The sequence below is a fragment of the Pseudomonas sp. MDT1-16 genome (assembly GCF_054898115.1).
In genome coordinates this window covers 5,851,161-5,875,547 of sequence record NZ_CM142717.1, presented here as the reverse complement: position 1 = coordinate 5,875,547, position 24,387 = coordinate 5,851,161, and the positions used below count along the sequence as shown (strand labels likewise).

Genomic DNA, 24,387 nt, shown 5'->3' with positions numbered 1-24,387 from the left:
ATTGAGGTCGATCGCGGAAATGTAGACAACCTCAATCCTGTAGGAGCGAGGCTTGCCCGCGAAGAGGCCCTGACAAACAACGCAAAAAGACACAGGCAATAACCCGAGCAATCAACGCGCCGCCGATCCATGGCGACGCGACCGCTACATAAAAACAACAGCGAGGTGAAAGCATGTCTGGTAATCGTGGTGTCGTGTATCTCGGCAATGGCCAGGTCGAAGTACAGAAAATCGACTATCCCAAAATGCAGGACCCGCGCGGCAGGAAGATCGAACACGCTGTCATCCTGCGCGTAGTCTCTACCAACATCTGTGGTTCGGATCAGCACATGGTGCGTGGCCGTACTACTGCTCAAACCGGCCTGGTACTGGGTCACGAGATCACCGGTGAAGTGATCGAGAAGGGCCGCGACGTCGAAAACCTGCAGATCGGCGACCTGGTGTCGGTGCCGTTCAACGTCGCTTGCGGGCGCTGCCGTTCCTGCAAGGAAATGCACACTGGTGTGTGCCTGAGCGTTAACCCGGCGCGTCCCGGCGGTGCCTACGGTTATGTCGACATGGGCGACTGGACCGGTGGCCAGGCTGAATACGCCTTGGTGCCGTATGCCGATTTCAACCTGCTGAAACTCCCTGACCGTGATAAGGCCATGGAAAAAATCCGTGACCTGACCTGCCTCTCCGACATCCTGCCGACCGGTTACCACGGCGCAGTGACGGCCGGCGTTGGTCCAGGCAGCACCGTGTACATCGCCGGTGCCGGCCCGGTCGGTCTGGCGGCTGCCGCTTCCGCTCGCCTGCTGGGCGCTGCGGTGGTGATCATCGGTGACGTCAACCCGATCCGCCTGGCTCACGCCAAGGCTCAGGGTTTCGAAATCGCCGACCTGTCGACAGACACCCCTCTGCACGAACAAATCGCTGCGCTGTTGGGCGAGCCAGAAGTGGATTGCGCCGTCGATGCGGTGGGTTTCGAAGCCCGCGGTCACGGCCATGACGGTGTGAAACACGAAGCTCCGGCAACCGTACTCAACTCGCTGATGGGCGTGGTTCGCGTGGCCGGCAAAATCGGCATTCCTGGCCTGTACGTGACCGAAGATCCAGGTGCAGTCGATGCAGCCGCAAAAATGGGCAGCCTGAGCATCCGCTTCGGTCTGGGCTGGGCCAAATCCCACAGCTTCCACACCGGCCAGACGCCAGTGATGAAGTACAACCGCCAGCTGATGCAGGCGATCATGTGGGACCGCATTCATATTGCCGACATCGTGGGTGTGGAGGTCATTAGCCTCGATGATGCGCCACGTGGTTATGGCGAGTTTGATGCGGGCGTACCGAAGAAGTTTGTGATTGATCCGCACAAGTTGTTCAGTGCGGCGTAAGGCTTCAGGCAATGCAAAACGGCGACCTTCGGGTCGCCGTTTTTTTGTTCGGTCATTAAAGGGCTGCCAACGCGCCTTGATATAGAACTGGCCCAGTCGGTTGCCCAGTCGGCGACCCCCCCTTCGGCTCAAGACTCACCGCCAATCCAATCGGTTTGCCGATCAACACCTTCTGCACATCGCTCAGCGCTACGCGGCCCTTACCGCCCGTCGGAATCACCCCAAGTGAAATCGGCTTGCCATCCGCCGGAATCGCCCACAACTCCAGACTGCGCCCCGGATCAACCGCTGCCAGCGTCAACGGCTCGACGTTCAAATAATCCTCATGCGCTTCAACCTTCAGCGCAGGCTGCGCGTCGGCAGTCAGCAGCGTGGCGCTGTAACGCGCACTGTCGCGGTTGTAGAGCAGGCCCAAGGTGACGGCGATTACCAGCGAGCAAACCGCCGCCGTCACTCGCATCCAGCTCCAGAACGGACGTTTCTCCGGCATATGCAACACTTGCGGCTCAATCCGCGCCGTAATTCCCTGCCACACCCGATCCGGCACCGGTTGCTCCGGCAGGGCTTCGGTCAGGCTCGCGAGGCTTTCCTGCCACTGCGCCAGTTCCGCGCGAAGCGCTGTGTCTGCCAGCAGCAACTGTTCAAAACGCCGACGAGCGGCAGAAGGCATCAAGCCAATAGCGTAATCGGCGGCGAGGGCGCGGCGCAGGGTCGGGGTTTGATAGTTCATGATTCAAGGCACCTGCGCAGGCGCTCCATACCGCGGCGGATCGAGGATTTCACCGAGCCCAGTGGCGCGGCCAAATGTTCGGCCAGTTCGGAACACGACAACCCCTGAAAGTAAGCCACGGTGATCGATTGACGCTGCATGCCTTCAAGGCTTTCCAGGCACCGGTTCAAGGCGCGGGCCTCACGGGCACTGCTGAGCTGTTCGTGGGCCGAAGGACTTTCATCCTCCAGCGCCTGTTCTTCAAGGTCGGTCAACGGACGGTCGCGGTGCTTGCGCAACTGATCGATGGCCTGATGACGGGTGATGTTGATCATCCAGGTCAGCGGTGCCGACAGATGCGCCTCATAGCGCGAAGCATTGTTCCAGATGCGCACGAAGCTTTCCTGCAGCACTTCTTCAGCCAGGTCCGGCCGCCCCATGAACCGCAGCGCTACGCCATGCAGCCGAGGGCCGACGCTGCGGTAAAGCGTCTCGAAAGCGCGGCGGTCGCCCAGTGAACACTGGGCCAGAAGCTGCCTGAGCTGATCGGCGTCGACGGTGGGAATAGCAGTTCTCCAGGCAATCGAGGTGGGCTGCGTGAGGTGCCGGTTGCAGGCAGAGGTTAGTTCACGGTGCGCGGTTGTTCCATTCACGGGTGGCCACCTCGCAAAACCGCCGACCCCGATGGACAGGGTCGGCGGCAGCCCTCAGCTTTTCGGCATCAACACTTTGTCGATGACCTGAATCACGCCGTTGGACTGGTACACGTCATAGGTGGTGATGTCGGCGACGTCACCTTTTTCATCCTTGATCGTGATGTTGTGCGGGCCGTTCATCATCGCCCAAAGCTTGCCGCCCGCGACGGTGGTCAGTTCGGCTTTGCCGCCACCGGCCTTGATCTTCTCGGCCAGGGTCATCATGTCGAGTTTCCCGGCGACGACGTGGTAGGTGAGGACGTGAGTCAGGGTCGCCTTGTTGGCGGGTTTGAGCAGGGTGTCGACAGTGCCGGCGGGCAGGGCGGCGAAGGCTGAGTTAACCGGGGCGAACACGGTGAACGGGCCTTTGCCCTTGAGGGTTTCCACCAGGCCAGCGGCTTTCACGGCGGCGACCAGGGTGGTGTGGTCGGCGGAGTTCACCGCGTTATCGATGATGTCTTTGCTCGGCAGCATGCTCTGGCCGCCGACGATGACAGCATGGTTCGTGTCTGCCGCTTGCACGGTGTTCAGGGCGACCCCGCCGCCCAAGGCCAGGGTCAGCAGGCTGGCAATCAATGGCGTTTTGATCGAAGTGCGTTTCATGGTGATGATCCTCGTGCAGGGAATCGGTCAGGAATGTCTGTCCGTGCTTGATATACGCGGGCGGGGCCAGAGTGGATGCAGCGCCGGTAAATTCTTTTTTGACTGTTCGTCTGGGGCTCGCCAAGGCTGGGAACAATCCCCTGGGGTGCCAGTCAAACACACAGTTTTTCGCCGCCCATTGCCGGGTGGTTTTCATGGCACTTGAGGATGTCTGGATGAAGATTTCACGCAGTTTTGTACTGGCTTCGCTGATGTGTCTGGCGGCCAGCCCGGTCTTTGCTCAGTTCAGCCTGTTCGATGCGGCCAATGCCATCTCCGGCACGCAGGGCGATGACGCCACCGCAGCCGCGCCGACCTCGCAGACGGCCGGTCTGCTGAGTGCGCTCAGCCAATTGAACGTGACGCCACAACAAGCCATTGGCGGTGCCGGGGCGATGCTCGGTCTGGCGAAGAATCAATTGAGTTCGACCGACTACTCGGAGTTGTCCAAAAGCGTGCCCGGAATCGACTTACTGTCGGGTGGCGGTGAACTGGGCGTCCTCAGCGGCTTGCTTGGCTCGTCCGGTACAGCGGCAGGTCTGAACAACGTCTTGGGCAACGTGAACAACACCAACGACCTGAACAGTGCCTTCAGCGCATTGGGCATGGACACTGGCATGATCGGCCTGTTTGCCCCTGTGCTTCTGCAATTTTTCGGTCAGCAGGGTGTCGGCGGTTCGCTGCTGGCAAACCTGGGCGGGATCTGGGGCGCAGGCACCGGTAGTTGACGACGAATGTTTCACCTTGGGATCGTTAACCTTGTGGGAACGATCAACTCAACAACGGTCTAAAATCCCGTTGTCCACTTCTCAAGGAAGCCCAATACGTGAAATCCCTCCTTGCACTGCTTTCCCTCGTGGCCCTGCCGGTCCTGGCCGCTGAGCCGACCCTGTACGGGCGCTACGAATACATCGCACTGCCGGAAATCGGCGGCGAAGTCCTCAAGGCCAAAATGGACACCGGTGCCCTGACGGCGTCGCTGTCGGCCAAAGACATCGAAACCTTCACCCGCGATGGCGACGAGTGGGTGCGCTTCCGCCTCGGCACCAAAGACGCGAGCAACAAAGTCTACGAACACAAAGTCGCGCGGATCAGCAAGATCAAGACCCGCTCCGAAGAAGACGAGGATGAGAAGGACGACAGCGCACCCACCAAACGTCCGGTAGTCGATCTGGAATTGTGCCTGGGCAACGTTAAACGCACGGTGGAGGTCAATCTCACCGACCGCAGCAGCTTTAACTACCCTTTGTTGATCGGTGCCAAAGCCTTGCGTGAATTCGGCGCGGCGGTGAACCCGGCGCGGCGCTTTACGGCGGACAAACCCGACTGCTGATTTCAAGGGCGCTCATTGACGTGACGTGAGCCTTGGGGCACCGTTCGCCCACTTAACTGCCGGGCTCGGACGCCATGCCTCATATCCTGATTGTCGAAGACGAAGTGGCAATTGCTGACACCCTGACGTTCGCGTTGCAGGGCGAGGGCTTCACCACCACCTGGTTGAGCCTTGGCGCGGCGGCGCTTGCGCATCAGCGCCAGACCCCGGCCGACCTGATCATTCTCGACATTGGTCTGCCGGATATCAGCGGCTTCGAGACCTGCAAGCAATTGCGGCGTTTCAGCGAAGTGCCGGTGATCTTCCTCAGCGCCCGTGATGCGGAAATCGATCGCGTTGTGGGCCTGGAAATCGGTGCCGACGATTATGTGGTCAAGCCGTTCAGCCCACGAGAGGTGGCGGCGCGGGTCCGGGCGATTCTCAAACGCATGGCGCCGCGAGCGGCGGCCGAGGTGTCATCGGCACTGTTTCGCATCGACAGCGAGCGGGTGCAGATCAACTATCGCGGTCAGCCACTAACCCTGACGCGCCATGAGTTCCGCCTGCTGCACTGCCTGCTGGACCAACCCGAACGCGTCTTCAGCCGCGAGCAATTGCTCGACGCGCTGGGGGTCGCCGCTGATGCCGGTTACGAACGCAGTATCGACAGCCACATCAAAAGCGTGCGCGCCAAACTGCGCCGGGTAAAGGCCGACGCGGAACCCATCCAGACCCATCGCGGCCTCGGTTACAGCTACAGCCCGGGGCGTAGCTGATGCCGCTGGGGATCCGGATTTTTCTGGTCTACGTGCTGTTTATCGGCCTGACCGGCTACTTTGTGCTGAACACCGTGATGGAAGAAATCCGTCCCGGCGTGCGCCAGTCCACCGAAGAAACGCTGGTCGACACCGCTAACCTGATGGCCGAAATCCTGCGCGACGACTTCAAGGCCGGTACCCTGAATCAGAACCGCTGGCCCGAACTGCTCAAGGCCTATGGCGAACGGCAACCGAAGGCGAGCATCTGGGGATTGCCGAAGAACCAGGTCAACCACCGCATCTACGTCACCGATGCCAAGGGCATTGTCGTTCTGGATTCCAGTGGCGTCGCGGTGGGCCAGGACTACTCGCGCTGGAACGACGTTTTACTGACCCTGCGTGGCGAATATGGCGCGCGTTCCAGCCGCAGCGATCCGAGCGATCCGAACGCCTCGGTGATGCACGTCGGTGCCCCGATTCGCGACAACGGCCAGATCATCGGCGTGGTCACCGTCGCCAAACCCAACAGCTCGTTGCAGCCTTACGTTGATCGCACTGAACGGCGATTACTCGCCTGGGGGGCCGGGCTGATCGGCCTTGGTCTGCTGTTCGGCGCGTTGTTGTCCTGGTGGTTGAGCGCTGCTTTACGGCGGTTGACGGTGTACGCCCAAGCGGTGAGTGAGGGCCGCAGGGTCGAGGTTCCGCACTATCGTGGCGGCGAACTGGAACAACTGGCGACGGCGGTTGAGCAGATGCGTACGCAACTCGAAGGCAAAGCCTACGTCGAGCGTTACGTACATACATTGACCCACGAACTGAAAAGCCCGCTGGCGGCGATTCGCGGCGCGGCGGAGTTGCTGCAAGGCGAGATACCGCTGGCCCAGCGGCAGCGCTTTGTCAGCAATATCGACAGCGAAAGTGTGCGGATGCAGCAGTTGATCGAGCGGCTGTTGAACCTGGCTCAAGTTGAACAGCGCCAAGGATTGGAGGAGCGGGTGGCGGTGCCGCTGGCGAAGTTGGTAGATGAATGGCTGAGCGCTCAGGCGGCGCGCATCGAAGGCAAGCAGTTGCGCGTGGAACAACGGATTGCGGCGGATTTGAACCTGCTCGGCGAACCGTTTCTGTTGCGTCAGGCGCTGGGGAATCTGCTGGAAAATGCTTTGGATTTCACTCCGACTCATGGCTTGCTGCGATTCAGTGCCGAGCGCATTGGGGAGCAGATCGAGTTCAGACTGTTTAACCAGGCGGAAGCGATTCCCGACTATGCGCTGCCGAGGTTGAGTGAGCGGTTTTACTCATTGCCGCGACCGGACAGCGGGCGCAAGAGCACGGGGTTGGGGCTTAACTTTGTTGAGGAAGTGGTGAAGCTGCATGGTGGCGTGATGAGCATCGGTAACGTCGATGGTGGTGTAGAGGTCATGTTGCACCTGCCTTAGCGCCAGTCTCCACACACTCTCCACAGTTCTCCCATAAATTCCCCACACGCCCATCCCAGACTCTCCCCATCCAAACAGGGAGAGTCCCATGAACCGCAGCCTGACCCTAAAACTCGGGGCAATTGCCCTTCTGATTCTGTTGTTGCTGATCCCGCTCCTGATGATCAACGGCATCATCCAGGACCGTCAGCAACTGCGCGACGGTGTCCTCGAAGACATCGCCCGCAGTTCCAGCTACAGCCAGCAACTGAGCGGGCCGTTGATGGTGGTGCCGTATCGCAAAGTGGTGCGCACCTGGAAGCTCAACGAGAAAACCAACCAGCGTTACCAGGAAGTGGGTGAAGAACGCGGCCGTTTGTATTTCCTCCCGGAGCGCTTCGAACTCGACGGCAAGGTCCAGACCGAACTGCGTGCTAGAGGCATTTATGAGGCGCGTCTGTTTCATGCGGACAACCGCATCAGTGGGCATTTTTCGGTACCGGCTCAATTGGGTATCAAGGACGACTTCGTCGATTACCAGTTCGACCAGCCGTTTTTGGCGGTCGGGATCAGCGACATTCGCGGCATCGAAAATGCCCTGAAACTCGAGCTCAATGGCCAGAAACTCGACTTCGTCCCCGGTAGCCAGGTGGGCTGGTTGGGGGAGGGCGTGCATGTCACCCTGCCGGCGCTCAACGCGAAACAAACCACGGAACTGGCCTTCGGTTTCGACCTGCGTCTGCAAGGCACTGGTCAGTTACAGATCCTGCCGGTGGGCAAGACCAGCAAGGTTTCGCTGGCCGCCAATTGGCCGCATCCGAGCTTCATCGGCAATTACCTGCCGGCCCAACGTGAAGTCAGCGATCAGGGCTTCACTGCCCATTGGCAGACCTCGTTTTTCTCGACCAACCTTCAAGAGGCCTTGAGCAGCTGCGTGTCCGGCGGCGGTTGCGAAGCCTACACCGGCCGTAGTTTCGGGGTGAGCTTCATCGACCCGGTGGATCAGTACCTGAAAAGCGATCGGGCCATCAAATACGCGTTGCTGTTTATCGTCCTGACCTTCGCTGGTTTCTTCCTCTTCGAAGTGCTGAAAAGCCTCGCGGTACACCCAGTGCAATACGCTCTGGTGGGCGTGGCCTTGGCGTTTTTCTATCTGCTGTTGCTGTCGCTGTCCGAACACATCGGCTTTACCCTGGCGTACCTGTTGTCGGCAAGCGGCTGTGTGTTGTTGATCGGCTTTTATGTCTGCCATGTGTTGCGCAGCGTACGTCACGGCTTGAGTTTTTCGGCGGGATTGGCGGCGTTGTACGGCTTGCTCTACGGCTTGCTGAGTGCAGAGGATTACGCGTTGTTGATGGGGTCGCTGCTGTTGTTCGGTTTGCTGGGCGTGTTCATGGTGCTGACCCGCAAGCTGGACTGGTATGGGATTGGGCAGAAGTCGGCCCAGCCGCTGGCGTTTGATATTGGAGCGGTGGAATGAGCCGGTCGTTGGGGTTGCGCGAGGATCAGCGAGAGGGCGAATTACTGGCGATGCGGATAGCTAATTTGTTTTCTCCGGATTGGGGCGATCCCTTCGCGGGCAAGCCTCGCTCCTACAGATCACCTAGACCTGTAGATACTCTGTTCACGGTCAAGCTTTCGCGAGATGTTTTTCGCTAAAAAGCTTGGCCGTATCAAATTCTTCGCCGGAGCGCATGCAAGCCCATAAACCCGTCAGGTACTTGCGCATCACTGCTCCGATGGCTTGCATTTTCTTCTTGCCCCGGGCCACCAGAGCTTCGTAGAAGGCTTTCACGTTCTCATCGCAACGGATTGCCGTCATTGCCGGCATGAACATCGCTGCGCGTAAGTAGGCGTTGCCACATTTCGACATTCGGCCAGGGCGGTTCACACTTGTTCCTGACTGGGTCAATCTCACGTCCAGCCCCGCATAACGGCTCACCTGTGCCGATTTGAGCGTTACAGGTAGCGTCGTCAACTCAGCCAGTGCAGCAATCGCTGAAGCCTCTCCCACGCCGGGTGCCGCCATCATGCAGCGAAACTGCAAGGTCAGGTTCGGGCACTTGGCGATGGCATCAAGTGCGGCTTTCTTCAAACGATCAATCCGTGTGTCCAGCGCTGCAATCGCGTCTTTCTCATCTGCGATTAGCAACTCAATACTCGTATCTGTCGCTTGTAGCGCATGCAATTCGTTCTTGGCTCTGGTCCGATGGCCAATCAGTCGATTGATATGACGGCCAATCGCACGCAGCATCATTTGATCCGCCGTAGGCGGGACCCAAAGCCTGGGTGCCATGCGCTCGCCATATTCAGCCAGCAACTGCGCATCGATCTGGTCAGTCTTGCTGTTTTGCAACATCAACTTGGCAAAGTTGTGGAAGCTTTTTGGGTTGATCACCGAGACCGGTAAGCCCGCGGCATGCAACTCCAACGCAAGATCCAGGTAGTAAATACCGGTGGCCTCCATGACCACGCTCAGCGGTTTGAGGCCCATCATCTTATTCACCGCGGCCTTACGACCCTTGGGCGTGTGCTGAATGTCCCACTGGCCGACTGTTTTGCCGTTCTGCCGCCATCCCATGGCAGACGTTTTGGCACCAATGTCTATGCCGACATGAGTATTCATGCTTTTCACTTCCCTGACTTTAGGTAAGATTGCTTCCGGTTCCCCCGACCTCGAACTTCATGCCACTGCAACCTTGTAATGCGAAGTCCGACTTGTCGGCTTCTCGATACTCTTCGTGGTGGGCAATGAGGCGGGGGGGCCTCTCTACAGACAAGGTCAGGAGCAAATCCTGCCTTTAGGAGCGATCGGCCTCCCCCAGAAACGCACTTGCTGTTGTATGAATCCTTGAGCGTAACCTCTCTCGTTGGAATCAGGGTCAACATACAAGGAGCGAGGCTTGCCCGCGAAGGCGGCCGCATCGTCACCGCAAAAAATTAAACCTTCGGCATCGTCGCCAGCATCGAAGCCCGCTGGCTCACCTCGAAAAACCACTCGGCCAGCTTCGGATTCGCCGTGCGCCATTCCAGATCAGGATGGCGCAAATCCAGGTAGCCCAAAGCACACGCCACACTGATTGCCGCCACATCGAAATGGCTGGTCAGCTCGGCAATCGCGTCGGCTTCCAGCACTGCCAGGCCACGACGAATCTTGTCGCGTTGGCCATCAAGCCACTCGTCCCAGTGTTTTTCCGGGGCACGCAGTGCGACTTCATAACGAATCAGCACCGCAGCGTCCATGATCCCGTCGGCCAGAGAGGCCAGGGTCAGGCGCCGCCAGCGGGCCGAGCCGTCGCGCGGTATCAGCGGGTTGCCGACGTGCTGGTGATCGAGGTAATCGAGGATCACCCGGCTGTCATGGATGACGTTGCCATCGGCCAGGCGCAGGGCCGGGATTTTACCCAGCGGGTTGTCTTCGTTGAGGGTAAGGTCCGGGCTGACCGGCGTGAGCACGCTGGTTTGCAGCGCCACGCGGTCCTGTTGACCGGTTTCGTGCAACAGCACCATGACTTTGCGAACGAAGGGCGACAAAGGGTTGTGGAACAGGGTCATGCTGGGGGCGGACATGGCAGCGTCTCGGTCTAGGGCAGTGCTGGGCAGCATAGCGCGTTGGTCCGGGAGCTCAAGCAGTTGGCGTCGAACCCAAAGCGGATGTCGTCGTGTGACTCCAGTGATCTGCGGCTCTGTAGCAGCTGCCGAGCAGCGCGAGGCTGCGTTCGGCTGCGGAGCGGCCGCAGCCCGGCGAACGCGATTTGTCTGAAACAACTCGGTCGCGGGATTCACGACTGCTGCGCAGCCGGACGCAGCCTCGCGCTGCTCGGCAGCTGCTACAGGAGTCCGCCAATCGATTTGGATCAGCGACGTTGCAAGAGACCGCGCAGGGCGAGGATTGCGGGAACACCCAGGCCAAGCCAGCTCAAGGCATCCCACACGCCATCGCCCAGCAATGCGGCGAACAGCCCCGCAACGCTGAGCAGGGCGATAACCGAGGGGGTGGAGAAGACCTTCCAGAAATTCGACTGCCTCGGCCTCATGCTGGACGCTCCGCGTTCTCGAGCAAAGGTTTTGCAGCCTTGCGCCGCACCACCCACAGGTAAACCCCGCTGCCGAGGACGATAATGGTCAGCCCATCCAGGGTCGCCCAAAGGATCTTCATCGGCATGCCGCCGTAATCACCGAAGTGCAGCGGTTGTGACATGCCCATGGCGTCCATGTACCACGGCCGTTCGGCCACGGCGGTGACTTGCAGGGTGCTGGCGTCGATCAGCACCGGTGTCAGCAGGTGCGAGGTCAGGTGAGTGCTGCCTTTCATGAACACCGCGTAATGATGTTCGCTGGAGAATCGTGTGCCGGGGAAGGCGATAAAGTCCGGCTGCATGCCCGGTGCGACGTCCTTGGCGATGTCGAGCAAACGGGTCGCGGGCGCCAGTTGTATCAGCGGCGGCGCGTCGCGGTACGGTGCGATCATCGCGCTCAGACTGTCGTTGCGCCACGCCGCGATCAACAGGTCGGCGCAGGCGCTGATAACGCCGGTGACGCCGACCACCAAGGCCCAGGTCAAGGTCACCACGCCGATCAAGTTGTGCAGGTCGAGCCAGCGCAGGCGGGTGGATTTGTTCTGGCGCACGGTGGCGAATTTCAAACGGCGCATGAACGGCAGATACAGCACCGTCCCGGACACAATCGCCACCACGAACAGAATGCCCATGAATGCCAGCAGCAGCTTGCCCGGCAGACCGGCGAACATGTCCACGTGCAAGCGCAACATGATCATCATGAAACCGCCGTTGGCTGACGGCATCTCCAGCGCTTCACCGGTGCGGGCGTCGAGCATGAAAGTGTGAGACGAGTTCGGTTCAGTGCCGGCGGTGGCCGCCATGATCGTAATCGCGGCGTTGGGCTCATCTTCGTTAAAGCCGAAATACTGCATGACTTCGCCGGGACGATGCTGTTCAGCCGCCTGCACCAACTGCTGCAAATTCAGCGGCGGGGTGTTCGCCGGCATTGCCTTCAATTCAGCGGCATCGCCCAGCAGATGGTCGATTTCGTGGTGGAAGATCAACGGCAAGCCGGTCAGCGCCAGCAACAGCAGAAAGACCGTGCAGATCAGGCTGGTCCAGGTGTGGACGAAGGACCAGCGGCGAATTGTTTTACTTTTCATTTCTTGGCCTTCAGAAAGACCAAAGCCGTCCATTTCGGACGGCTCGGGTCTTGGGCGTGTCAGGTCAGGCGATTACCACGAGTAAGTTGCACTGGCGACGACGCTGCGTTGGTCGCCGTAGTAGCAATAAAAGCTGTCACAGGTGGAGATGTAGTCCTTGTCGAACAGGTTGGTGGCGTTCAGTGCCAGGGACGCGCCTTTCAGGCTGTTGTCGAGACGGCCCAGGTCGTAATGAACAGCGGCGTCGAACACGGTGTGGGCGTCAGCCTTGCCCAGCGAAGTATTGCCCTGGTCACCGTAGGTATTGCCGGTGTAACGAGCGCCGGCGCCAATGCCGAAACCGTCCAGCACGCCGTTGTGCCAGGTGTAATCGGTCCACAGCGAAGCCTGTTGGTTGGGCATCAGTTGCAGGCGATTGCCTTTGAAGTCGCCTTTCTGCACTTCGGATTTGGCCAGTGTGTAAGCTGCGATGACCTTGAGGTTCTCGGTCACGTCGGAGACGGCTTCCAGTTCCAGACCTTTGACTTTCACTTCACCGGTCTGGCTGGTGATCGAAACGTTGTTCGAGTTGGTCGTGGTGACGGAGACGTTTTTCTGGGTCAGGTCGTAGACCGCAGCGGTCAGCAGGGTGCTGCTGCCAGGCGGTTGGTACTTGATGCCCAGTTCCCATTGCTTGCCTTCAGTCGGCTTGAACGAATCGGTCGGTGATGCCGTGGCTTTGCTGGTCGGCTGGAACGACTCGGCGTAGGACAAGTAGGGCACGAAGCCTGAGTCGAACACATAGCTGATCGCCGCGTTGCCGCTGAAGTGCTTGTCCCGTTCGGTGTTGGTGGCGTCGCCCTTGTTGAAGAACTGGGTGCTGGTGTGAACCCAGTCTTCACGACCTCCCAACGTCAGGCGCCATTGGTCGAGGGCCATCTGGTCCTGGATGTACAGACCGGTTTGGTAGGTCTTCTGGTCGTAATCGTAGAACGCCGCCGAGCGTGGCGGACGAACGATGGGCTGGCCATAGATCGGGTTGTTGACGTTGGTGGTCAGACCGTCGCCGAAGATCGAGGTGTAGTGGGTGTTGGTGCGTTGGTGATCGAGGCCGATCAACAGGGTGTGACGGAGGTCGCCGGTCGCGAAGTCGCCCTGAAAGTTGTTGTCCACGGCGAACTGACTGATGTCCTCGTCGACACTGGTGCTCGAACGACCCACATTGCCCTCGGCATCGACTTGGGTGAACGGATAGGCGCCGGGGGTGAGGGCCTGGAAGGACAGGTCCGATTTTGTGTAACGCAGGTTCTGCTTGAACTGCCAGACATCGTTCAAACGATGTTCAAAGGCGTAGCCCAGCGCGTAGTAGGTGCGGTCGTAGAACTCCCAGTCCGGGTCGCCCAGATTCTTGTGGTGGGAGATCTTGCCGAGGGGCGAATGGATCTTGGTGCCCTGCACCGGCAAGAACTGGCTGGTGATGCCGGTATCGTCACGGGTGAACTGCGTGAGCAGGGTGAACCGGGTGTCTTCGTCGATGTTCCAGGTCAGGCTCGGCGCAATGTTGTAGCGCTTGTTGTCGACGTGGTCGATCTGCGTGCCGCTGTCGCGCACCACACCGCTCAGACCGTAGAGGAACTGGCCTTCGTCGTCGATCTTGCCGGTGCTGGCGAAGTTGATCTGGCGATGGTTGTCACTGCCATATTGCACCTGGATTTCATTGCTCGACTCGGCGCTGGGGCGCCGGCTGACCATGTCGAGCAAGCCGCCTGGCGGGGTCTGGCCGTAAACCGACGAGGCCGGGCCGCGCAGCAGGGCGAGGCGGTCCAGGTTCCAGGTTTCCTGTTTCGGGTTGGCGTACACGCCTTTTGGTAGCGGCAGGCCATCGAGGAATTGAGTCGGCTCGAAACCGCGCACGCGTAACCAGTCGGTGCGGGTGTCGCTGCCGTAGCTGCTGGCGGTGATGCCGGGCATGTAGCGCACCGCGTCATCGAGGCTATGCACGCTGCGGTCGTCCATTTGCTCGCGGGTGGCGACCGAAATCGAGCGCGGCGCTTCGACCAGCGCGGTATCGGTCTTGGTACCGGCGGCGGTGCGGGTGGCCAAATAACCCTCCACCGGGCCCCAGGCACTTTCAGTGTTTTCAACGCCAATGACGGCGGTTTCCGGCAGGGCCATCACGCCTTCGGGCACGGCCACCAGGCTGTAGGTGCCAGCGCTGCTCTGTTCCAGTTGCAGACCGGTGCCGCGCAAGGCCTCACGCAGGGCGCCAGCTGCGTCGAACTGGCCTTTGACCGGTGCCGAAGTCTTGCCCGCCGCCAGTGAAGGATTCAACGACAGCGCCAGGCCCGCCTGGCTGGCGATCTGGTTCAGGGTGCTGGCCAATGGCGCGGCCGGCAGGTTGTAGGCGCGAACGCTGGACGCCTGTTCAGCGGCGATCAGCTGACTGCTGGCCAGAGGGGCGCAAAGGGCAATGGCGATTGCCAGCAAACTGGGGCGCAACAAGGTGTCTAGCGAACGGGACATAAGGCGGCTCCTGAATGGAAATATTTCTCAATTGCCTAGGTGCCGAACGAGAATTCAAAAGTGATAGGGCTGATTGAAAATAATTTCGATTCAGTAAAGTCTTTATAAAGATCGTTCCCACGCTCTGCGTGGGAATGCCTCAATGGACGCTCTGCGTCCGCTACGGCATGTGACGCGGAGCGTCACGGGCTGCATTCCCACGCAGGAGCGTGGGAACGATCAATCACATCACTTGGGGTCAGTCTTCGCCACGACCGTCACCCACCACGGCGTGTGCTGTTCGATCTGCACCGGCAGGGTCGGCAACAGCGCGCTCAGCGCCTTGTCGGTGTCATGCAGCGGGAAGCTGCCGGTGATTCGCAGGTCGGCAATCTCGGGTGCAACACCCAAATGCCCGCGGCGATAGCGACCGAGTTCATGGACCAGGTCTTCCAGCCGTGTGTTGTCCACCACCAGCATGCCGCGGGTCCAGGCATCGGCGCCGAGGTTGAGCGCGACGATCGGCCCGAGGCCATTGCTGCGCATCAGGACTTGCTGGCCTTCACGCAGAACCTGTTCTTCAGGACTCGACTCGGGATGAGCCGCCACTGCCGATTTCAGCACGCTCAAGCGCGTACCTTGTTCTTCGCGCTTGACCAGAAACCTTGTCCCCAGTGCGCGCAGGCTGCCTTCGCGGGTTTCGACGATGAACGGCCGGGCGTCACCATGGCCGGTTTCGACGAGGATTTCCCCTTCATGGAGGATGATTAGTCGCTGCGTTTCATCGAAACGCACGTCCACGGCACTGTGGGTATTGAGGTTGATCAGCGTGCCGTCGGTCAGGTGCAGGGTGCGTTGCTCACCGGTGGCGGTGCGCTGGTCGGCCAGCCAATAGTCGATCGGCAGATAACGATCACCGGCGAACAGCGCCAACCCGATCACCGCGACGATGCTGGCCACGCCGCTGCCGAGTTTGCGCACTCGACGGCGGATACTCTCCCGCGATTGCAGTAACGCGGTGCGTGCCGGGCCGCTGGCAACGCTGAAGCGCTGGTCGAGCATGCCCAGTTGGCGCCATGCCCGCGCATGTTCTTCGTGGGCGGCATGCCATTTGGCGAATTCTTCGCGCTCCACCGGGTTGCCAGAGTCCAGGGACAATTGCCAGGCAATCGCGGCATCCAGCACCTGCGCCGAGACGGGTTTGGAGCTGACCGGACTCATACCGGCTCACCGTACAAAGCGCTGTAGCACTGACGAATGCCCTGAGCCAGGTACTGACGAACTCGCGGCACTGACACACCCAAACGCTCGGCGATTTCTGAGTGGCCGAGGCCGTCGAGACGGTTATAGAGAAACGCCGCCCGGGCCTTGCTTGAGAGTTTGCCGAGCAGACGGTCGATGGCTTTGAGGTCTTCGAGGGTCATGTGCTGTTCCTCCACTGACGGTTGTTCACCTTCAGGGATCAGCATCAGTTCCGTGAGGTAGGCCTGCTCCAGCGCGGCGCGGCGGAAATAGTCGAACAGCAGACCCTTGGCAATCGCCACCAGAAACGCGCGTGGCTCGCGTGGTTCCTTCAGCTCTTCACGCCCCAGCAAGCGCACAAAAGTGTCCTGACTCAGGTCTTCGGCTCGTTGCGGACAGGCCACGTTGCGTCGCAGCCAAGCCAATAGCCAACCGCGATGGTCGCGATATAACGCACCAACGAGCTCACTTTGAGGGCTTTGGACTGACGACACGCAGCATCACCGATTGGGAAGTGTTAACTAACGAGAATTGTTCGCGATTGTGGCAGAGGCGGGGGAGGTAAGCAATTGGCGCTGGTCGGGTGGTTTTGACGAAGTGTTCAGTTGGACCGCGTCATCGTTCTTCGCGGGCAAGCCTCGCTCCTACAAAGAGCTTGCGTAAATCCTGTAGGAGCGAGCGGTGCGGCGATCCGACTTGCCCGCGAAGGGGCCGGAACAGGCGCAGCGGATCTAAAAGGAAGGCGCTCGCTGTCGCCGCTTCCACTGATTCATCCGCTGCTGCAGATTCAACGGGCTATGAATCTGCAACTGCCGCGCCCGGCTGAACAAAATCAACGCCAGCTCAGCGGTGGCCAACGCATCGGCACTGGCATTGTGGCGCTCGAACACTTCCAGTTTGAACCAGTCGATCCACTCATCCAGCCCGGCATCGCGAATGTGCGCCTGAGGGCAAAGCAGCGGCGCGATGTCTGCTACATCCAGAAACGGATGCTGCAACTTGTAGCCCAGATGGTCTTTCAGCGCGCGCCCGAGCATGTGCTGATCGAACGGCGCATGAAACGCCAGCACCGGGCTGTCGCCGACGAACTCCATAAACTCGACCAAGGCCTGAGCCGGATCGCTGCCAGCGGCAATCGCGCTCGGCCCCAAGCCATGGATCAACACGCTGGGCGCCAACTTCATGTCGGCGCATCGCAACGTGCGTTCGAACTGCTGGCTGAAATCGATCGCGCCGTCCTCGATCACCACCGCGCCGATGGACAACACCCGATCCTTGTTCAGGTTCAACCCGGTGGTTTCCAGGTCGAGTACCACCCAGCGCTGTTCGCGCAGGCTGCATTCGCCAAGCTCTGCCGCCAAGGGCAAGCGTTGCAGACGTTGTTGAAGTTCGCCGGGAAGGCTCGGACCTGCCGGGCGCAGCCATGAAAACAGGCTCATAGCTGATACCGCAGGGCCAGGCTGCTTTGCAGGCGTTGTGCCTGGCGCAGGGATTCACGCAGGATCCGTCGATCCAGATGATTGAGGCTGTCAGGGTCGACCCGGTTGGAGTAGGGCAAGTTCTCCCGGGTCTGTAGCTGATGTTGCTGCATGCGGGCTTGCTGGATGAAGTGATAAGCCTCTTCGTACGCCGCACCGTCCAGCCGTTCGATGACTTCTTTTTCCACCAGTTGGCGAAAGCGCTCCAACGTATTGTTTGCCTCGATCCCATGGGCCAACGCGAGCAGTCGGGCACCGTCCACAAACGGTGTAAGCCCCTGGATTTTCAAATCCAGGGTGGCTTTCTCGCCATTCTTGCGAGCCAGTACGAACTCACGGAAACGTCCTACGGGCGGACGGTTACGCAGGGCGTTCTCGGCCATCATCCGTTGGAACAGTCGGTTGTCATTCACCTGATCGAGAATGCCCTGACGCAGCTGCTCGCAGCCTTGCTCGTCGCCCCAGACCACCCGCAAGTCGAAATAAATGCTCGAACCCAGCAGGTTCTCCGGCGTTGCCTCGCGGATAAACGCCGCAAAACGTCGCGACCATTCGGCCCGGGACAGACACAGCTCTGGGTTGCCGGCCATGATGTTGCCCTTGCACAGGGTGAAACCGCAGAGCGCCAGGCTCTGGTTGATCTGCTGGGCGATGGGCAACAACTTGCCGCGAATCTCGGCGGCATGGGCCGCGTCCCGGGCTTCGAACAGAATGCCGTTGTCCTGATCGGTGTGCAGTGTCTGTTCGCGGCGACCTTCGCTACCAAAGCACAGCCAGCTGAACGGAATGCCGGGGTCACCTTTTTCGGCGAGGGTCAGTTCGATCACCCGGCACACGGTGTGGTCGTTGAGCAGGGTGATGATGTGAGTGATCTGGGTTGAAGAGGCGCCGTGGGCCAGCATGCGCTCCACCAGTTGGCCGATTTCGCCGCGCATCGCCACCAGGTTTTCTACGCGCTGGGCGCTGCGGAGGGTCCGCGCCAGATGCACCAGGTCGACCCGTTGCAGGGAAAACAGGTCACGTTCCGAGACCACGCCGCACAGGCGATGATCCTTCACCAGGCAGACGTGGGCGATGTGCCGCTCGGTCATGGCAATCGCCGCATCGAAGGCGCTGTGGTCCGGCGACAGGAAAAACGGCGCTTGGGTCATGTGCCGTTCGATGGCTTCGTTGAAGTCGTTAGTGCCGTCGGCCACCACATGGCGCAGGTCGCGCAGGGTGAAAATCCCCAGCGGCGCTTTCTGTTCGTCGACGACCACGATGCTACCGACCTGCTGCTCGTGCATCAGGGTCACGGCTTCACGCAGCGGCGTGGTCGGGCTGCAGGTCACCGGGTGGCGCATGGCCAATTCGCCCAGTCGGGTATTAAGCGAGTACTGGGTGCCAAGGGTTTCCACGGCTTTTTGCTGGACTTGCTGGTTAACCTGATCCAGCAGGCTGCTCACGCCGCGTAGGGAAAAGTCGCGAAACGCGTTGGAAAGTGCGAACAATTTGATGAACGCCAGCTTGTTCAGCTGTAGGCAAAAGGTGTCTTCGGCCGCGAGGTGTTCGGTGCGGGTTGCACGCTCCCCCAGCAGCGCGGCGAGGGGAAAACACTCGCCGGTGGTGATTTCGAAGGTGGTTTCGGTCCCGCCCTTGGCCGTGTGGGGACGTTCACCCACGACCCGGCCTTGTTTGACGATGTAGAAATGTTCAACCGGGCCGTCGGCGGGCTTGATGATGCTCTCGCCGGGGGCATAAAAGCGCAGCTGACACTGCTCGACCAGGTACGCCAGGTGGGCGTGTTCCATTTGATTGAAGGGCGGGAAGCGCTGAAGGAATTGCAAAGTGCCCTGGATGTTCTGCAACACCGCGGTTTTCCCTGCCTGTGTGAAGGCGTCCGCTTTACTCATAACTATTACCGCAGTCTTTTTTGAATTGTTGTTGTCGGATGACTCACACATGGTCGGCCCCTGCGTGCAGGGTGCCCATTGGACGTAAGTCTAGGTAGGCAATGAAGCTGTCGGTATTTGGGAAATGTCTGACGCAACTGTGGGAAAAACCTCCTGCATTGGCTATAGGAAAACTTTCCGACGAAGTGCACCCTGAAGGTCTGCTGGGTGATGTCACACGGAAGTGATAGGCAATTGAATTGAAAACGCAGAGAAAGCCATGTCCGACCACGATATTTTGAGCGACGCCGAGCGCGAGGCGCTGAGTGCCGTCATGCAGGAACCTGACCTGCCGCCGCAGCGGGTACTGATCGTCGACGACGATAAAGACGCACGCGAGTTGCTGTCGGAGATTCTTGCGCTGGACGGGATTCGCTGCATGACGGCGGCCAGTGGCGAAACTGCACTCAAGATGTTGGAGACGACGCCATCGATCGGTCTGGTCATTACGGATCTGCGGATGAGGAATGTCGATGGCCTGGACCTGATCCGCCAGGTGCGTGAGTCGGTTCGGGCGGCAATGCCGATCATCATTGTTTCCGGTGACGCCGACGTGAAAGATGCGATCGCTGCGATGCATTTGAGCGTGGTCGACTTCCTGCTCAAGCCTGTCGATACCGGCAAGCTGGTGGCGCTGGTCAAGCATGAGTTGGGAATGGATGTGTAGGTTCTGATGATCGTTCCCACGCTCTGCGTGGGAATGCAGCCCGGGACGCTCCGCGTCCCATTCAGTGCCGAACGCGGAGCGTCCGTGGAGGCATTCCCACGCAGAGCGTGGGAACGATCTAATCCACAAACAAAAAAGCCCTGATCTTTCGATCAGGGCTTTTTTTGTCCCGCGTCAGCGCTCAGTTACAGGCCATTGGCAGCCTTGAACTCGCGGCGGCGACGGTGCAGAACCGGCTCGGTGTAGCCGTTCGGCTGTTTCGTGCCTTCGACCACCAGTTCGACCGCCGCCTGGAAGGCGATGTTGCTGTCGAAGTTCGGTGCCAGCGGACGATACAGCGCGTCATTGGCGTTCTGACGGTCAACCACTGGCGCCATGCGCTTGAGGCTTTCCATGACCTGGTCTTCGGTGACGATGCCGTGGCGCAGCCAGTTGGCGATGTGCTGGCTGGAAATCCGCAGCGTCGCACGGTCTTCCATCAGGCCGATGTCATTGATGTCCGGCACTTTCGAGCAACCGACGCCCTGGTCGATCCAGCGCACCACGTAACCGAGAATGCCCTGGGCGTTATTGTCCAGTTCGTTCTTGATCTGCTCTGCAGTCCAGTCTGGATTGACGGCCAACGGGATGGTCAGGATGTCATCCACCGAAGCGCGCGCGCGTTTGGCCAGTTCGGCCTGACGGGCGAACACGTCGACCTTGTGGTAGTGCAGCGCGTGCAGCGCAGCAGCGGTCGGCGACGGAACCCAAGCGGTGTTGGCGCCGGCCATCGGGTGAGCGATTTTCTGTTCGAGCATCGCTGCCATCAGGTCCGGCATGGCCCACATGCCTTTACCGATCTGCGCGCGACCTTGCAGGCCGGTGCTCAAACCGATATCGACGTTCCAGTTCTCATAGGCGCCGATCCACTTCTCAGCCTTCATGTCCGCCTTGCGCACCATCGGGCCGGCTTCCATGGAGGTGTGGATTTCATCACCGGTACGGTCGAGGAAACCGGTGTTGATGAACACTACCCGCTCGCTGGCAGCCTTGATGCAGGCCTTGAGGTTGACCGTGGTACGGCGTTCCTCGTCCATGATCCCGACTTTCAGCGTGTTGCGCGGCAGACCGAGTACTTCTTCGATGCGACCGAACAGCTCGTTGGTGAACGCCGCTTCTTCCGGGCCGTGCATCTTCGGTTTTACGATGTAGACCGAGCCAGTGCGGCTGTTCTTACGCGAGTTGTTGCCGTTGAGGCTGTGGATCGCCGCAAGGCTGGTGACCAGGCCGTCGAGAATGCCTTCCGGCACTTCATTGCCGTCCTTATCGAGGATTGCGTCGATGGTCATCAGGTGACCAACGTTACGCACGAATAACAACGAACGACCGTGCAGGCTCAGTTCTTTACCATCGACACCGGTGTAAGTGCGGTCGGCGTTCATGGTGCGGGTAAAGGTCTGACCGCCCTTGGAGACTTCTTCCGACAGATCGCCCTTCATCAGGCCAAGCCAGTTGCGGTAGATCACCACTTTGTCATCGGCATCGACGGCGGCGACGGAGTCTTCGCAGTCCATGATGGTGGTCAGCGCGGCTTCCATCAGGATGTCTTTGACACCGGCAGCGTCGGTCTGGCCGACCGGGGTGCTGGCGTCGACCTGGATTTCGAAGTGCAGGCCGTTGTTCTTCAGCAGGATCGCGGTCGGTGCGGCTGCATCGCCGTGGAAACCGATCAGTTGGGCATCGTCGCGCAGGCCGGTGTTGCTGCCGCCTTTAAGGGCGACCACCAGTTTGCCGTCAACGATCTTGTAGGCGGTGGAATCGACGTGAGTACCGGCAGCCAATGGCGCCGCTTCGTCGAGGAAGGCGCGGGCGAAGGCGATGACCTTGTCACCGCGAACCTTGTTGTAGCCTTTGCCTTTTTCCGCGCCGTCAGCCTCGCTGATGGCGTCGGTGCCGTAGAGCGCGTCATACAGCGAACCCCAACGGGCGTTCGAGGCATTGAGCGCGAAGCGGGCGTTCATCACCGGGACCACGAGCTGTGGACCGGCCATGCGGGCGATTTCGTCATCGACGTTTTGCGTCGTTGCCTGGAAATCAGCCGCTTCTGGCAGCAGATAACCGATGTCTTGCAAGAAGGCTTTATAGGCCACGGCGTCGTGTGGTTGACCGGCACGGGATTGGTGCCAGCCATCGATACGAGCCTTGAAATCATCGCGTTTGGCGAGTAGGGCTTTGTTCTTCGGCGCCAGGTCATGAATGACCTTGTCGGCACCGGCCCAGAACTTATCGGCGGTGAGGCCGGTACCGGGAATGGCTTCGTTGTTCACGAAGTCGAACAGGACTTTGGCGACCTGCAGGCCACCGACTTGAACGTGTTCAGTCATTGCTTGCCTCACTCTGCTCAGCTATTTCGCTTTTCAGCTCTTCAATTTTGACAATGAAGCCTCTGGCCATTTAAACCACAAACCCGTCTGCCAGTACATGCCCGTTCGGGCGGCTGGGTTAGGTCCAATCAACGGCTTGGATGCCTTGCTGACGGGGCTTTCAGGGTTGCGACTGTGCCTGTGGCAGACATCGATCCAACGTTATGTAGTGCGCGCTGCGGCATACTACATGATGAATTGCGGTTGTGAAAATTAGACTAATTACGTCGTTCTGCGACCCTATGACGCATTGCAGTCATGTCGGGGAGCGGGATGTTCTCAAAAAACTATTGGATTGTTCCAGTTAAATATAAAAACTTGTACACATAATCTTCGGTTCACTGCTATGGCGCTTTGGTTTTCCGAGGCGCCGAGCCGATTCCCGCCCCTTGCCTATACTTGGTCTTCTATAACAAAAGTCATGACAAGAGGGCTGCGCCATGGACCACCTCGTACTCACTGTATTCGCTCCAGACAAGCCAGGGCAGGTCGAGCGCATCGCCCAGTGCATTGCCGAGCACGGCGGTAACTGGCTGGAAAGTCGGATGTCACGCATGGCCGGGCAGTTCGCCGGGATTCTTCGTGTGGGCGTGCCGGCCGAGGCCTACGATGAACTGGTGGATGCCCTACAGGCGTTGTCCGCCCATGGCATTCGCGTGCTGATTGCCGAAAGCGGCATCGAGCAATCGTGCACCTGGAAGCCGATTGCCATGGAATTGGTGGGCAATGATCGCCCTGGGATCGTGCGCGACATCACGCGTTTGCTGAGTGAGCAGGGGGTGAACCTGGAGCGTCTGGTGACCGAAGTACGTCCGGCGCCGATGAGCAGCGAGCCTTTGTTCCACGCTGAAGCGATTCTCGCCGTGCCGCTGACGCTGTCTCTGGACGTGTTGCAATCGCGACTGGAAACCCTGGCGGACGATTTGATGGTCGAATTGGTACTGCGCAGTGAATCCTGAAAAGGTTATCCAAGTTATACGTGCACCTGCCTGTGGATAACCTGTAGAGACAGCCCGCCAGGCCACGTCGGCCGGGGCTCTTCAGAATATGATCAAAAAACCAGCAGTTTCAGGGACTTGCGCACAAACGCCGGGGATCACGCTGTGGATAACCTTGGGACGGATCGGTACAGGCCACGGGAACCGAGGCCTGCAGGGGTTTGTGTGTTTTTTGATCAGCGGCGGCGACGCAAACTTATCATCGCATCGACGCTGTAAACCGCCAGGCCAGCCCAGATAAAGATGAACGCCACGAGGGTGCTGGATGACAAGTGTTCATCAAACAGCAGAACGGCTTGCAGCAATACCAGCGTCGGCGCCAAGTACTGGAGAAATCCCAGCGTCGTGTAAGGCAAATGCCGTGCAGCGGCGTTGAAACACACCAGCGGCACCAGCGTCACCGGACCGGCGGCCACCAGCCACCAGGCTTCGGACGTGGTCCAGAATTCGGCTTGAGCGCTGCTCGCGGTGGGGTTGAACAGCAACCACGCGACGGCAATCGGCACCAGCATCCAGGTTTCCACCACCAGTCCAGGTAATGCTTTGACCGGTGCCTGCTTGCGGATCAGTCCGTAAAAACCGAAGGTCAGCGCCAGCACCAGTGACACCCACGGCAGGCTGCCGACTTGCCAGACCTGTTGCGCAACGCCAACCGCCGCGAGCCCAACCGCCAGCCATTGCATGCGCCGCAGCCGTTCGCCAAGGATCAGCATGCCCAACAGCACGTTCACCAGCGGGTTGATGTAGTAACCGAGGCTGGCCTCGAGCATGCGCCCGTTGTTCACCGACCAGACGTAGGTCAGCCAGTTGGCCGCAATCAGCGTGCCGCTCAGGGCCAGGATCGCCAGGCGTTTCGGGTTGTCACGCAACTCGCGCCACCAGCCCGGATGTTTCCACACCATCAGTAGCAAGGCGCCGAACAGCGCGGACCAGAGCACGCGGTGGATGATGATCTCCACGGCGGGCACGTTGGCGATGGCTTTGAAGTAGAGCGGGAAAAGTCCCCAGATGATGTAGGCACTCAGGCCCAGGATGTACCCGCGACGCGGGTTGGCGGCTTGCATGCAGAATCCTTGCTTAGGCAGCTAACAATCCCTTGTAGGAGCGAGGCTTGCCCGCG

At 59.8% G+C, this 24,387-nt stretch carries 22 protein-coding genes; 8 read left to right on the top strand and 14 right to left on the bottom strand.

The window, feature by feature from the left end; translation table 11 throughout:
• Window positions 1–173 precede the first annotated feature (173 nt).
• On the top strand, window positions 174–1,373 hold the full coding sequence (gene fdhA / locus ACYZT3_RS27220; protein WP_461966767.1) for a formaldehyde dehydrogenase, glutathione-independent: 1,200 nt from the start codon (window positions 174–176) through the stop codon (window positions 1,371–1,373).
• A gap of 55 nt (window positions 1,374–1,428) precedes the next feature.
• On the opposite strand, the gene ACYZT3_RS27215 is transcribed toward fdhA, so the two are convergent.
• The 3 genes from ACYZT3_RS27215 to ACYZT3_RS27205 are packed head-to-tail and all read right to left on the bottom strand — an operon-like array spanning window position 1,429 to window position 3,380.
• Window positions 1,429–2,103: an anti-sigma factor gene (locus ACYZT3_RS27215; protein ID WP_282380522.1), complete on the bottom strand. Its 675-nt coding sequence runs from the start codon at window positions 2,101–2,103 to the stop codon at window positions 1,429–1,431.
• The gene (locus ACYZT3_RS27210; RefSeq protein WP_462031118.1) at window positions 2,100–2,735 is read right to left on the bottom strand and encodes an RNA polymerase sigma factor; all 636 of its coding nucleotides are present in this window, start codon (window positions 2,733–2,735) and stop codon (window positions 2,100–2,102) included. The genes ACYZT3_RS27215 and ACYZT3_RS27210 overlap by 4 nt, the downstream gene beginning before the upstream one ends.
• 54 nt (window positions 2,736–2,789) lie before the next feature.
• The gene (locus tag ACYZT3_RS27205; RefSeq protein ID WP_462031117.1) at window positions 2,790–3,380 is read right to left on the bottom strand and encodes a fasciclin domain-containing protein; all 591 of its coding nucleotides are present in this window, start codon (window positions 3,378–3,380) and stop codon (window positions 2,790–2,792) included.
• A 215-nt stretch (window positions 3,381–3,595) separates the two neighbouring features.
• Between ACYZT3_RS27205 and ACYZT3_RS27200 the strand changes: the two genes are divergently transcribed.
• The 5 genes from ACYZT3_RS27200 to creD all read left to right on the top strand — a co-directional run bounded on the left by ACYZT3_RS27200 (window position 3,596) and on the right by creD (window position 8,384).
• The gene (locus ACYZT3_RS27200; protein ID WP_282380517.1) at window positions 3,596–4,147 is read left to right on the top strand and encodes a DUF2780 domain-containing protein; all 552 of its coding nucleotides are present in this window, start codon (window positions 3,596–3,598) and stop codon (window positions 4,145–4,147) included.
• A gap of 98 nt (window positions 4,148–4,245) precedes the next feature.
• The gene (gene rloA2 / locus ACYZT3_RS27195; RefSeq protein WP_282380515.1) at window positions 4,246–4,752 is read left to right on the top strand and encodes a retropepsin-like aspartic peptidase RloA2; all 507 of its coding nucleotides are present in this window, start codon (window positions 4,246–4,248) and stop codon (window positions 4,750–4,752) included.
• A 74-nt stretch (window positions 4,753–4,826) separates the two neighbouring features.
• On the top strand, window positions 4,827–5,507 hold the full coding sequence (creB, locus tag ACYZT3_RS27190) for a two-component system response regulator CreB (protein WP_462031116.1): 681 nt from the start codon (window positions 4,827–4,829) through the stop codon (window positions 5,505–5,507).
• Window positions 5,507–6,925, top strand: a complete 1,419-nt coding sequence (creC, locus tag ACYZT3_RS27185) for a two-component system sensor histidine kinase CreC (protein ID WP_282380511.1) — start codon at window positions 5,507–5,509, stop codon at window positions 6,923–6,925. Before creB ends, creC begins: the two co-directional genes overlap by 1 nt.
• Before the next feature lie 88 nt (window positions 6,926–7,013).
• Window positions 7,014–8,384: a cell envelope integrity protein CreD gene (gene creD / locus ACYZT3_RS27180; RefSeq protein WP_462031115.1), complete on the top strand. Its 1,371-nt coding sequence runs from the start codon at window positions 7,014–7,016 to the stop codon at window positions 8,382–8,384.
• 150 nt (window positions 8,385–8,534) lie between these two features.
• Here the strand turns inward: creD and ACYZT3_RS27175 are convergent, their stop codons facing one another.
• The 9 genes from ACYZT3_RS27175 to ACYZT3_RS27135 all read right to left on the bottom strand — a co-directional run bounded on the left by ACYZT3_RS27175 (window position 8,535) and on the right by ACYZT3_RS27135 (window position 19,161).
• Window positions 8,535–9,530: an IS110 family RNA-guided transposase gene (locus ACYZT3_RS27175; RefSeq protein WP_462031114.1), complete on the bottom strand. Its 996-nt coding sequence runs from the start codon at window positions 9,528–9,530 to the stop codon at window positions 8,535–8,537.
• Window positions 9,531–9,844: 314 nt separating this feature from the next.
• Window positions 9,845–10,474 carry a glutathione S-transferase gene (locus ACYZT3_RS27170; RefSeq protein WP_462031113.1) on the bottom strand — a complete coding sequence of 210 codons (630 nt, stop codon included), beginning with the start codon at window positions 10,472–10,474 and terminating at the stop codon, window positions 9,845–9,847.
• A gap of 287 nt (window positions 10,475–10,761) precedes the next feature.
• A complete protein-coding gene (locus tag ACYZT3_RS27165; RefSeq protein ID WP_462031112.1) occupies window positions 10,762–10,941 on the bottom strand; it encodes a hypothetical protein in 180 nt (59 codons plus the stop codon).
• Complete coding sequence (locus ACYZT3_RS27160; protein ID WP_462031111.1) at window positions 10,938–12,068, bottom strand: PepSY-associated TM helix domain-containing protein; 1,131 nt, start codon at window positions 12,066–12,068, stop codon at window positions 10,938–10,940. Before ACYZT3_RS27160 ends, ACYZT3_RS27165 begins: the two co-directional genes overlap by 4 nt.
• A 72-nt stretch (window positions 12,069–12,140) precedes the next feature.
• The gene (locus ACYZT3_RS27155) at window positions 12,141–14,570 is read right to left on the bottom strand and encodes a TonB-dependent siderophore receptor (RefSeq protein ID WP_462031110.1); all 2,430 of its coding nucleotides are present in this window, start codon (window positions 14,568–14,570) and stop codon (window positions 12,141–12,143) included.
• A 228-nt stretch (window positions 14,571–14,798) separates the two neighbouring features.
• On the bottom strand, window positions 14,799–15,770 hold the full coding sequence (locus ACYZT3_RS27150) for a FecR domain-containing protein (protein ID WP_282381365.1): 972 nt from the start codon (window positions 15,768–15,770) through the stop codon (window positions 14,799–14,801).
• Window positions 15,767–16,285 (bottom strand): RNA polymerase sigma factor, encoded by a 519-nt coding sequence (locus tag ACYZT3_RS27145; RefSeq protein WP_462031109.1) that lies wholly within the window; start codon window positions 16,283–16,285, stop codon window positions 15,767–15,769. The genes ACYZT3_RS27150 and ACYZT3_RS27145 overlap by 4 nt, the downstream gene beginning before the upstream one ends.
• A gap of 237 nt (window positions 16,286–16,522) precedes the next feature.
• Window positions 16,523–17,230 (bottom strand): 3'-5' exonuclease, encoded by a 708-nt coding sequence (locus ACYZT3_RS27140; RefSeq protein ID WP_282381370.1) that lies wholly within the window; start codon window positions 17,228–17,230, stop codon window positions 16,523–16,525.
• On the bottom strand, window positions 17,227–19,161 hold the full coding sequence (locus ACYZT3_RS27135) for a putative nucleotidyltransferase substrate binding domain-containing protein (RefSeq protein ID WP_462031108.1): 1,935 nt from the start codon (window positions 19,159–19,161) through the stop codon (window positions 17,227–17,229). Before ACYZT3_RS27135 ends, ACYZT3_RS27140 begins: the two co-directional genes overlap by 4 nt.
• Before the next feature lie 259 nt (window positions 19,162–19,420).
• Here ACYZT3_RS27135 and ACYZT3_RS27130 point away from each other — a divergent pair, with 259 nt between their 5' ends.
• Window positions 19,421–19,867: a response regulator gene (locus ACYZT3_RS27130; protein ID WP_282381373.1), complete on the top strand. Its 447-nt coding sequence runs from the start codon at window positions 19,421–19,423 to the stop codon at window positions 19,865–19,867.
• 185 nt (window positions 19,868–20,052) lie between these two features.
• Here the strand turns inward: ACYZT3_RS27130 and ACYZT3_RS27125 are convergent, their stop codons facing one another.
• On the bottom strand, window positions 20,053–22,230 hold the full coding sequence (locus ACYZT3_RS27125) for a malate synthase G (RefSeq protein ID WP_462031107.1): 2,178 nt from the start codon (window positions 22,228–22,230) through the stop codon (window positions 20,053–20,055).
• A 479-nt stretch (window positions 22,231–22,709) separates the two neighbouring features.
• Here ACYZT3_RS27125 and ACYZT3_RS27120 point away from each other — a divergent pair, with 479 nt between their 5' ends.
• Window positions 22,710–23,228 (top strand): glycine cleavage system transcriptional repressor, encoded by a 519-nt coding sequence (locus ACYZT3_RS27120; RefSeq protein ID WP_282381376.1) that lies wholly within the window; start codon window positions 22,710–22,712, stop codon window positions 23,226–23,228.
• Window positions 23,229–23,443: 215 nt separating this feature from the next.
• Here ACYZT3_RS27120 and rarD read toward each other — a convergent pair whose 3' ends face one another.
• The gene (rarD, locus tag ACYZT3_RS27115) at window positions 23,444–24,331 is read right to left on the bottom strand and encodes an EamA family transporter RarD (RefSeq protein ID WP_282381378.1); all 888 of its coding nucleotides are present in this window, start codon (window positions 24,329–24,331) and stop codon (window positions 23,444–23,446) included.
• Window positions 24,332–24,387: the final 56 nt, after the last annotated feature.

Bases quoted from the DNA above. Each gene is read 5' to 3' on its own strand.
- fdhA (WP_461966767.1), top strand. From the start codon at position 174: ATGTCTGGTAATCGTGGTGTCGTGTATCTCGGCAATGGCCAGGTCGAA.
- ACYZT3_RS27135 (WP_462031108.1), bottom strand. From the start codon at position 19,161: ATGAGTAAAGCGGACGCCTTCACACAGGCAGGGAAAACCGCGGTGTTG.
- ACYZT3_RS27130 (WP_282381373.1), top strand. From the start codon at position 19,421: ATGTCCGACCACGATATTTTGAGCGACGCCGAGCGCGAGGCGCTGAGT.
- creB (WP_462031116.1), top strand. From the start codon at position 4,827: ATGCCTCATATCCTGATTGTCGAAGACGAAGTGGCAATTGCTGACACC.
- ACYZT3_RS27175 (WP_462031114.1), bottom strand. From the start codon at position 9,530: ATGAATACTCATGTCGGCATAGACATTGGTGCCAAAACGTCTGCCATG.
- ACYZT3_RS27200 (WP_282380517.1), top strand. From the start codon at position 3,596: ATGAAGATTTCACGCAGTTTTGTACTGGCTTCGCTGATGTGTCTGGCG.
- ACYZT3_RS27205 (WP_462031117.1), bottom strand. From the start codon at position 3,380: ATGAAACGCACTTCGATCAAAACGCCATTGATTGCCAGCCTGCTGACC.
- ACYZT3_RS27140 (WP_282381370.1), bottom strand. From the start codon at position 17,230: ATGAGCCTGTTTTCATGGCTGCGCCCGGCAGGTCCGAGCCTTCCCGGC.
- ACYZT3_RS27125 (WP_462031107.1), bottom strand. From the start codon at position 22,230: ATGACTGAACACGTTCAAGTCGGTGGCCTGCAGGTCGCCAAAGTCCTG.
- creD (WP_462031115.1), top strand. From the start codon at position 7,014: ATGAACCGCAGCCTGACCCTAAAACTCGGGGCAATTGCCCTTCTGATT.
- rarD (WP_282381378.1), bottom strand. From the start codon at position 24,331: ATGCAAGCCGCCAACCCGCGTCGCGGGTACATCCTGGGCCTGAGTGCC.
- ACYZT3_RS27160 (WP_462031111.1), bottom strand. From the start codon at position 12,068: ATGAAAAGTAAAACAATTCGCCGCTGGTCCTTCGTCCACACCTGGACC.
- ACYZT3_RS27215 (WP_282380522.1), bottom strand. From the start codon at position 2,103: ATGAACTATCAAACCCCGACCCTGCGCCGCGCCCTCGCCGCCGATTAC.
- ACYZT3_RS27155 (WP_462031110.1), bottom strand. From the start codon at position 14,570: ATGTCCCGTTCGCTAGACACCTTGTTGCGCCCCAGTTTGCTGGCAATC.
- ACYZT3_RS27120 (WP_282381376.1), top strand. From the start codon at position 22,710: ATGGACCACCTCGTACTCACTGTATTCGCTCCAGACAAGCCAGGGCAG.
- ACYZT3_RS27150 (WP_282381365.1), bottom strand. From the start codon at position 15,770: ATGAGTCCGGTCAGCTCCAAACCCGTCTCGGCGCAGGTGCTGGATGCC.
- ACYZT3_RS27165 (WP_462031112.1), bottom strand. From the start codon at position 10,941: ATGAGGCCGAGGCAGTCGAATTTCTGGAAGGTCTTCTCCACCCCCTCG.
- ACYZT3_RS27170 (WP_462031113.1), bottom strand. From the start codon at position 10,474: ATGTCCGCCCCCAGCATGACCCTGTTCCACAACCCTTTGTCGCCCTTC.
- creC (WP_282380511.1), top strand. From the start codon at position 5,507: ATGCCGCTGGGGATCCGGATTTTTCTGGTCTACGTGCTGTTTATCGGC.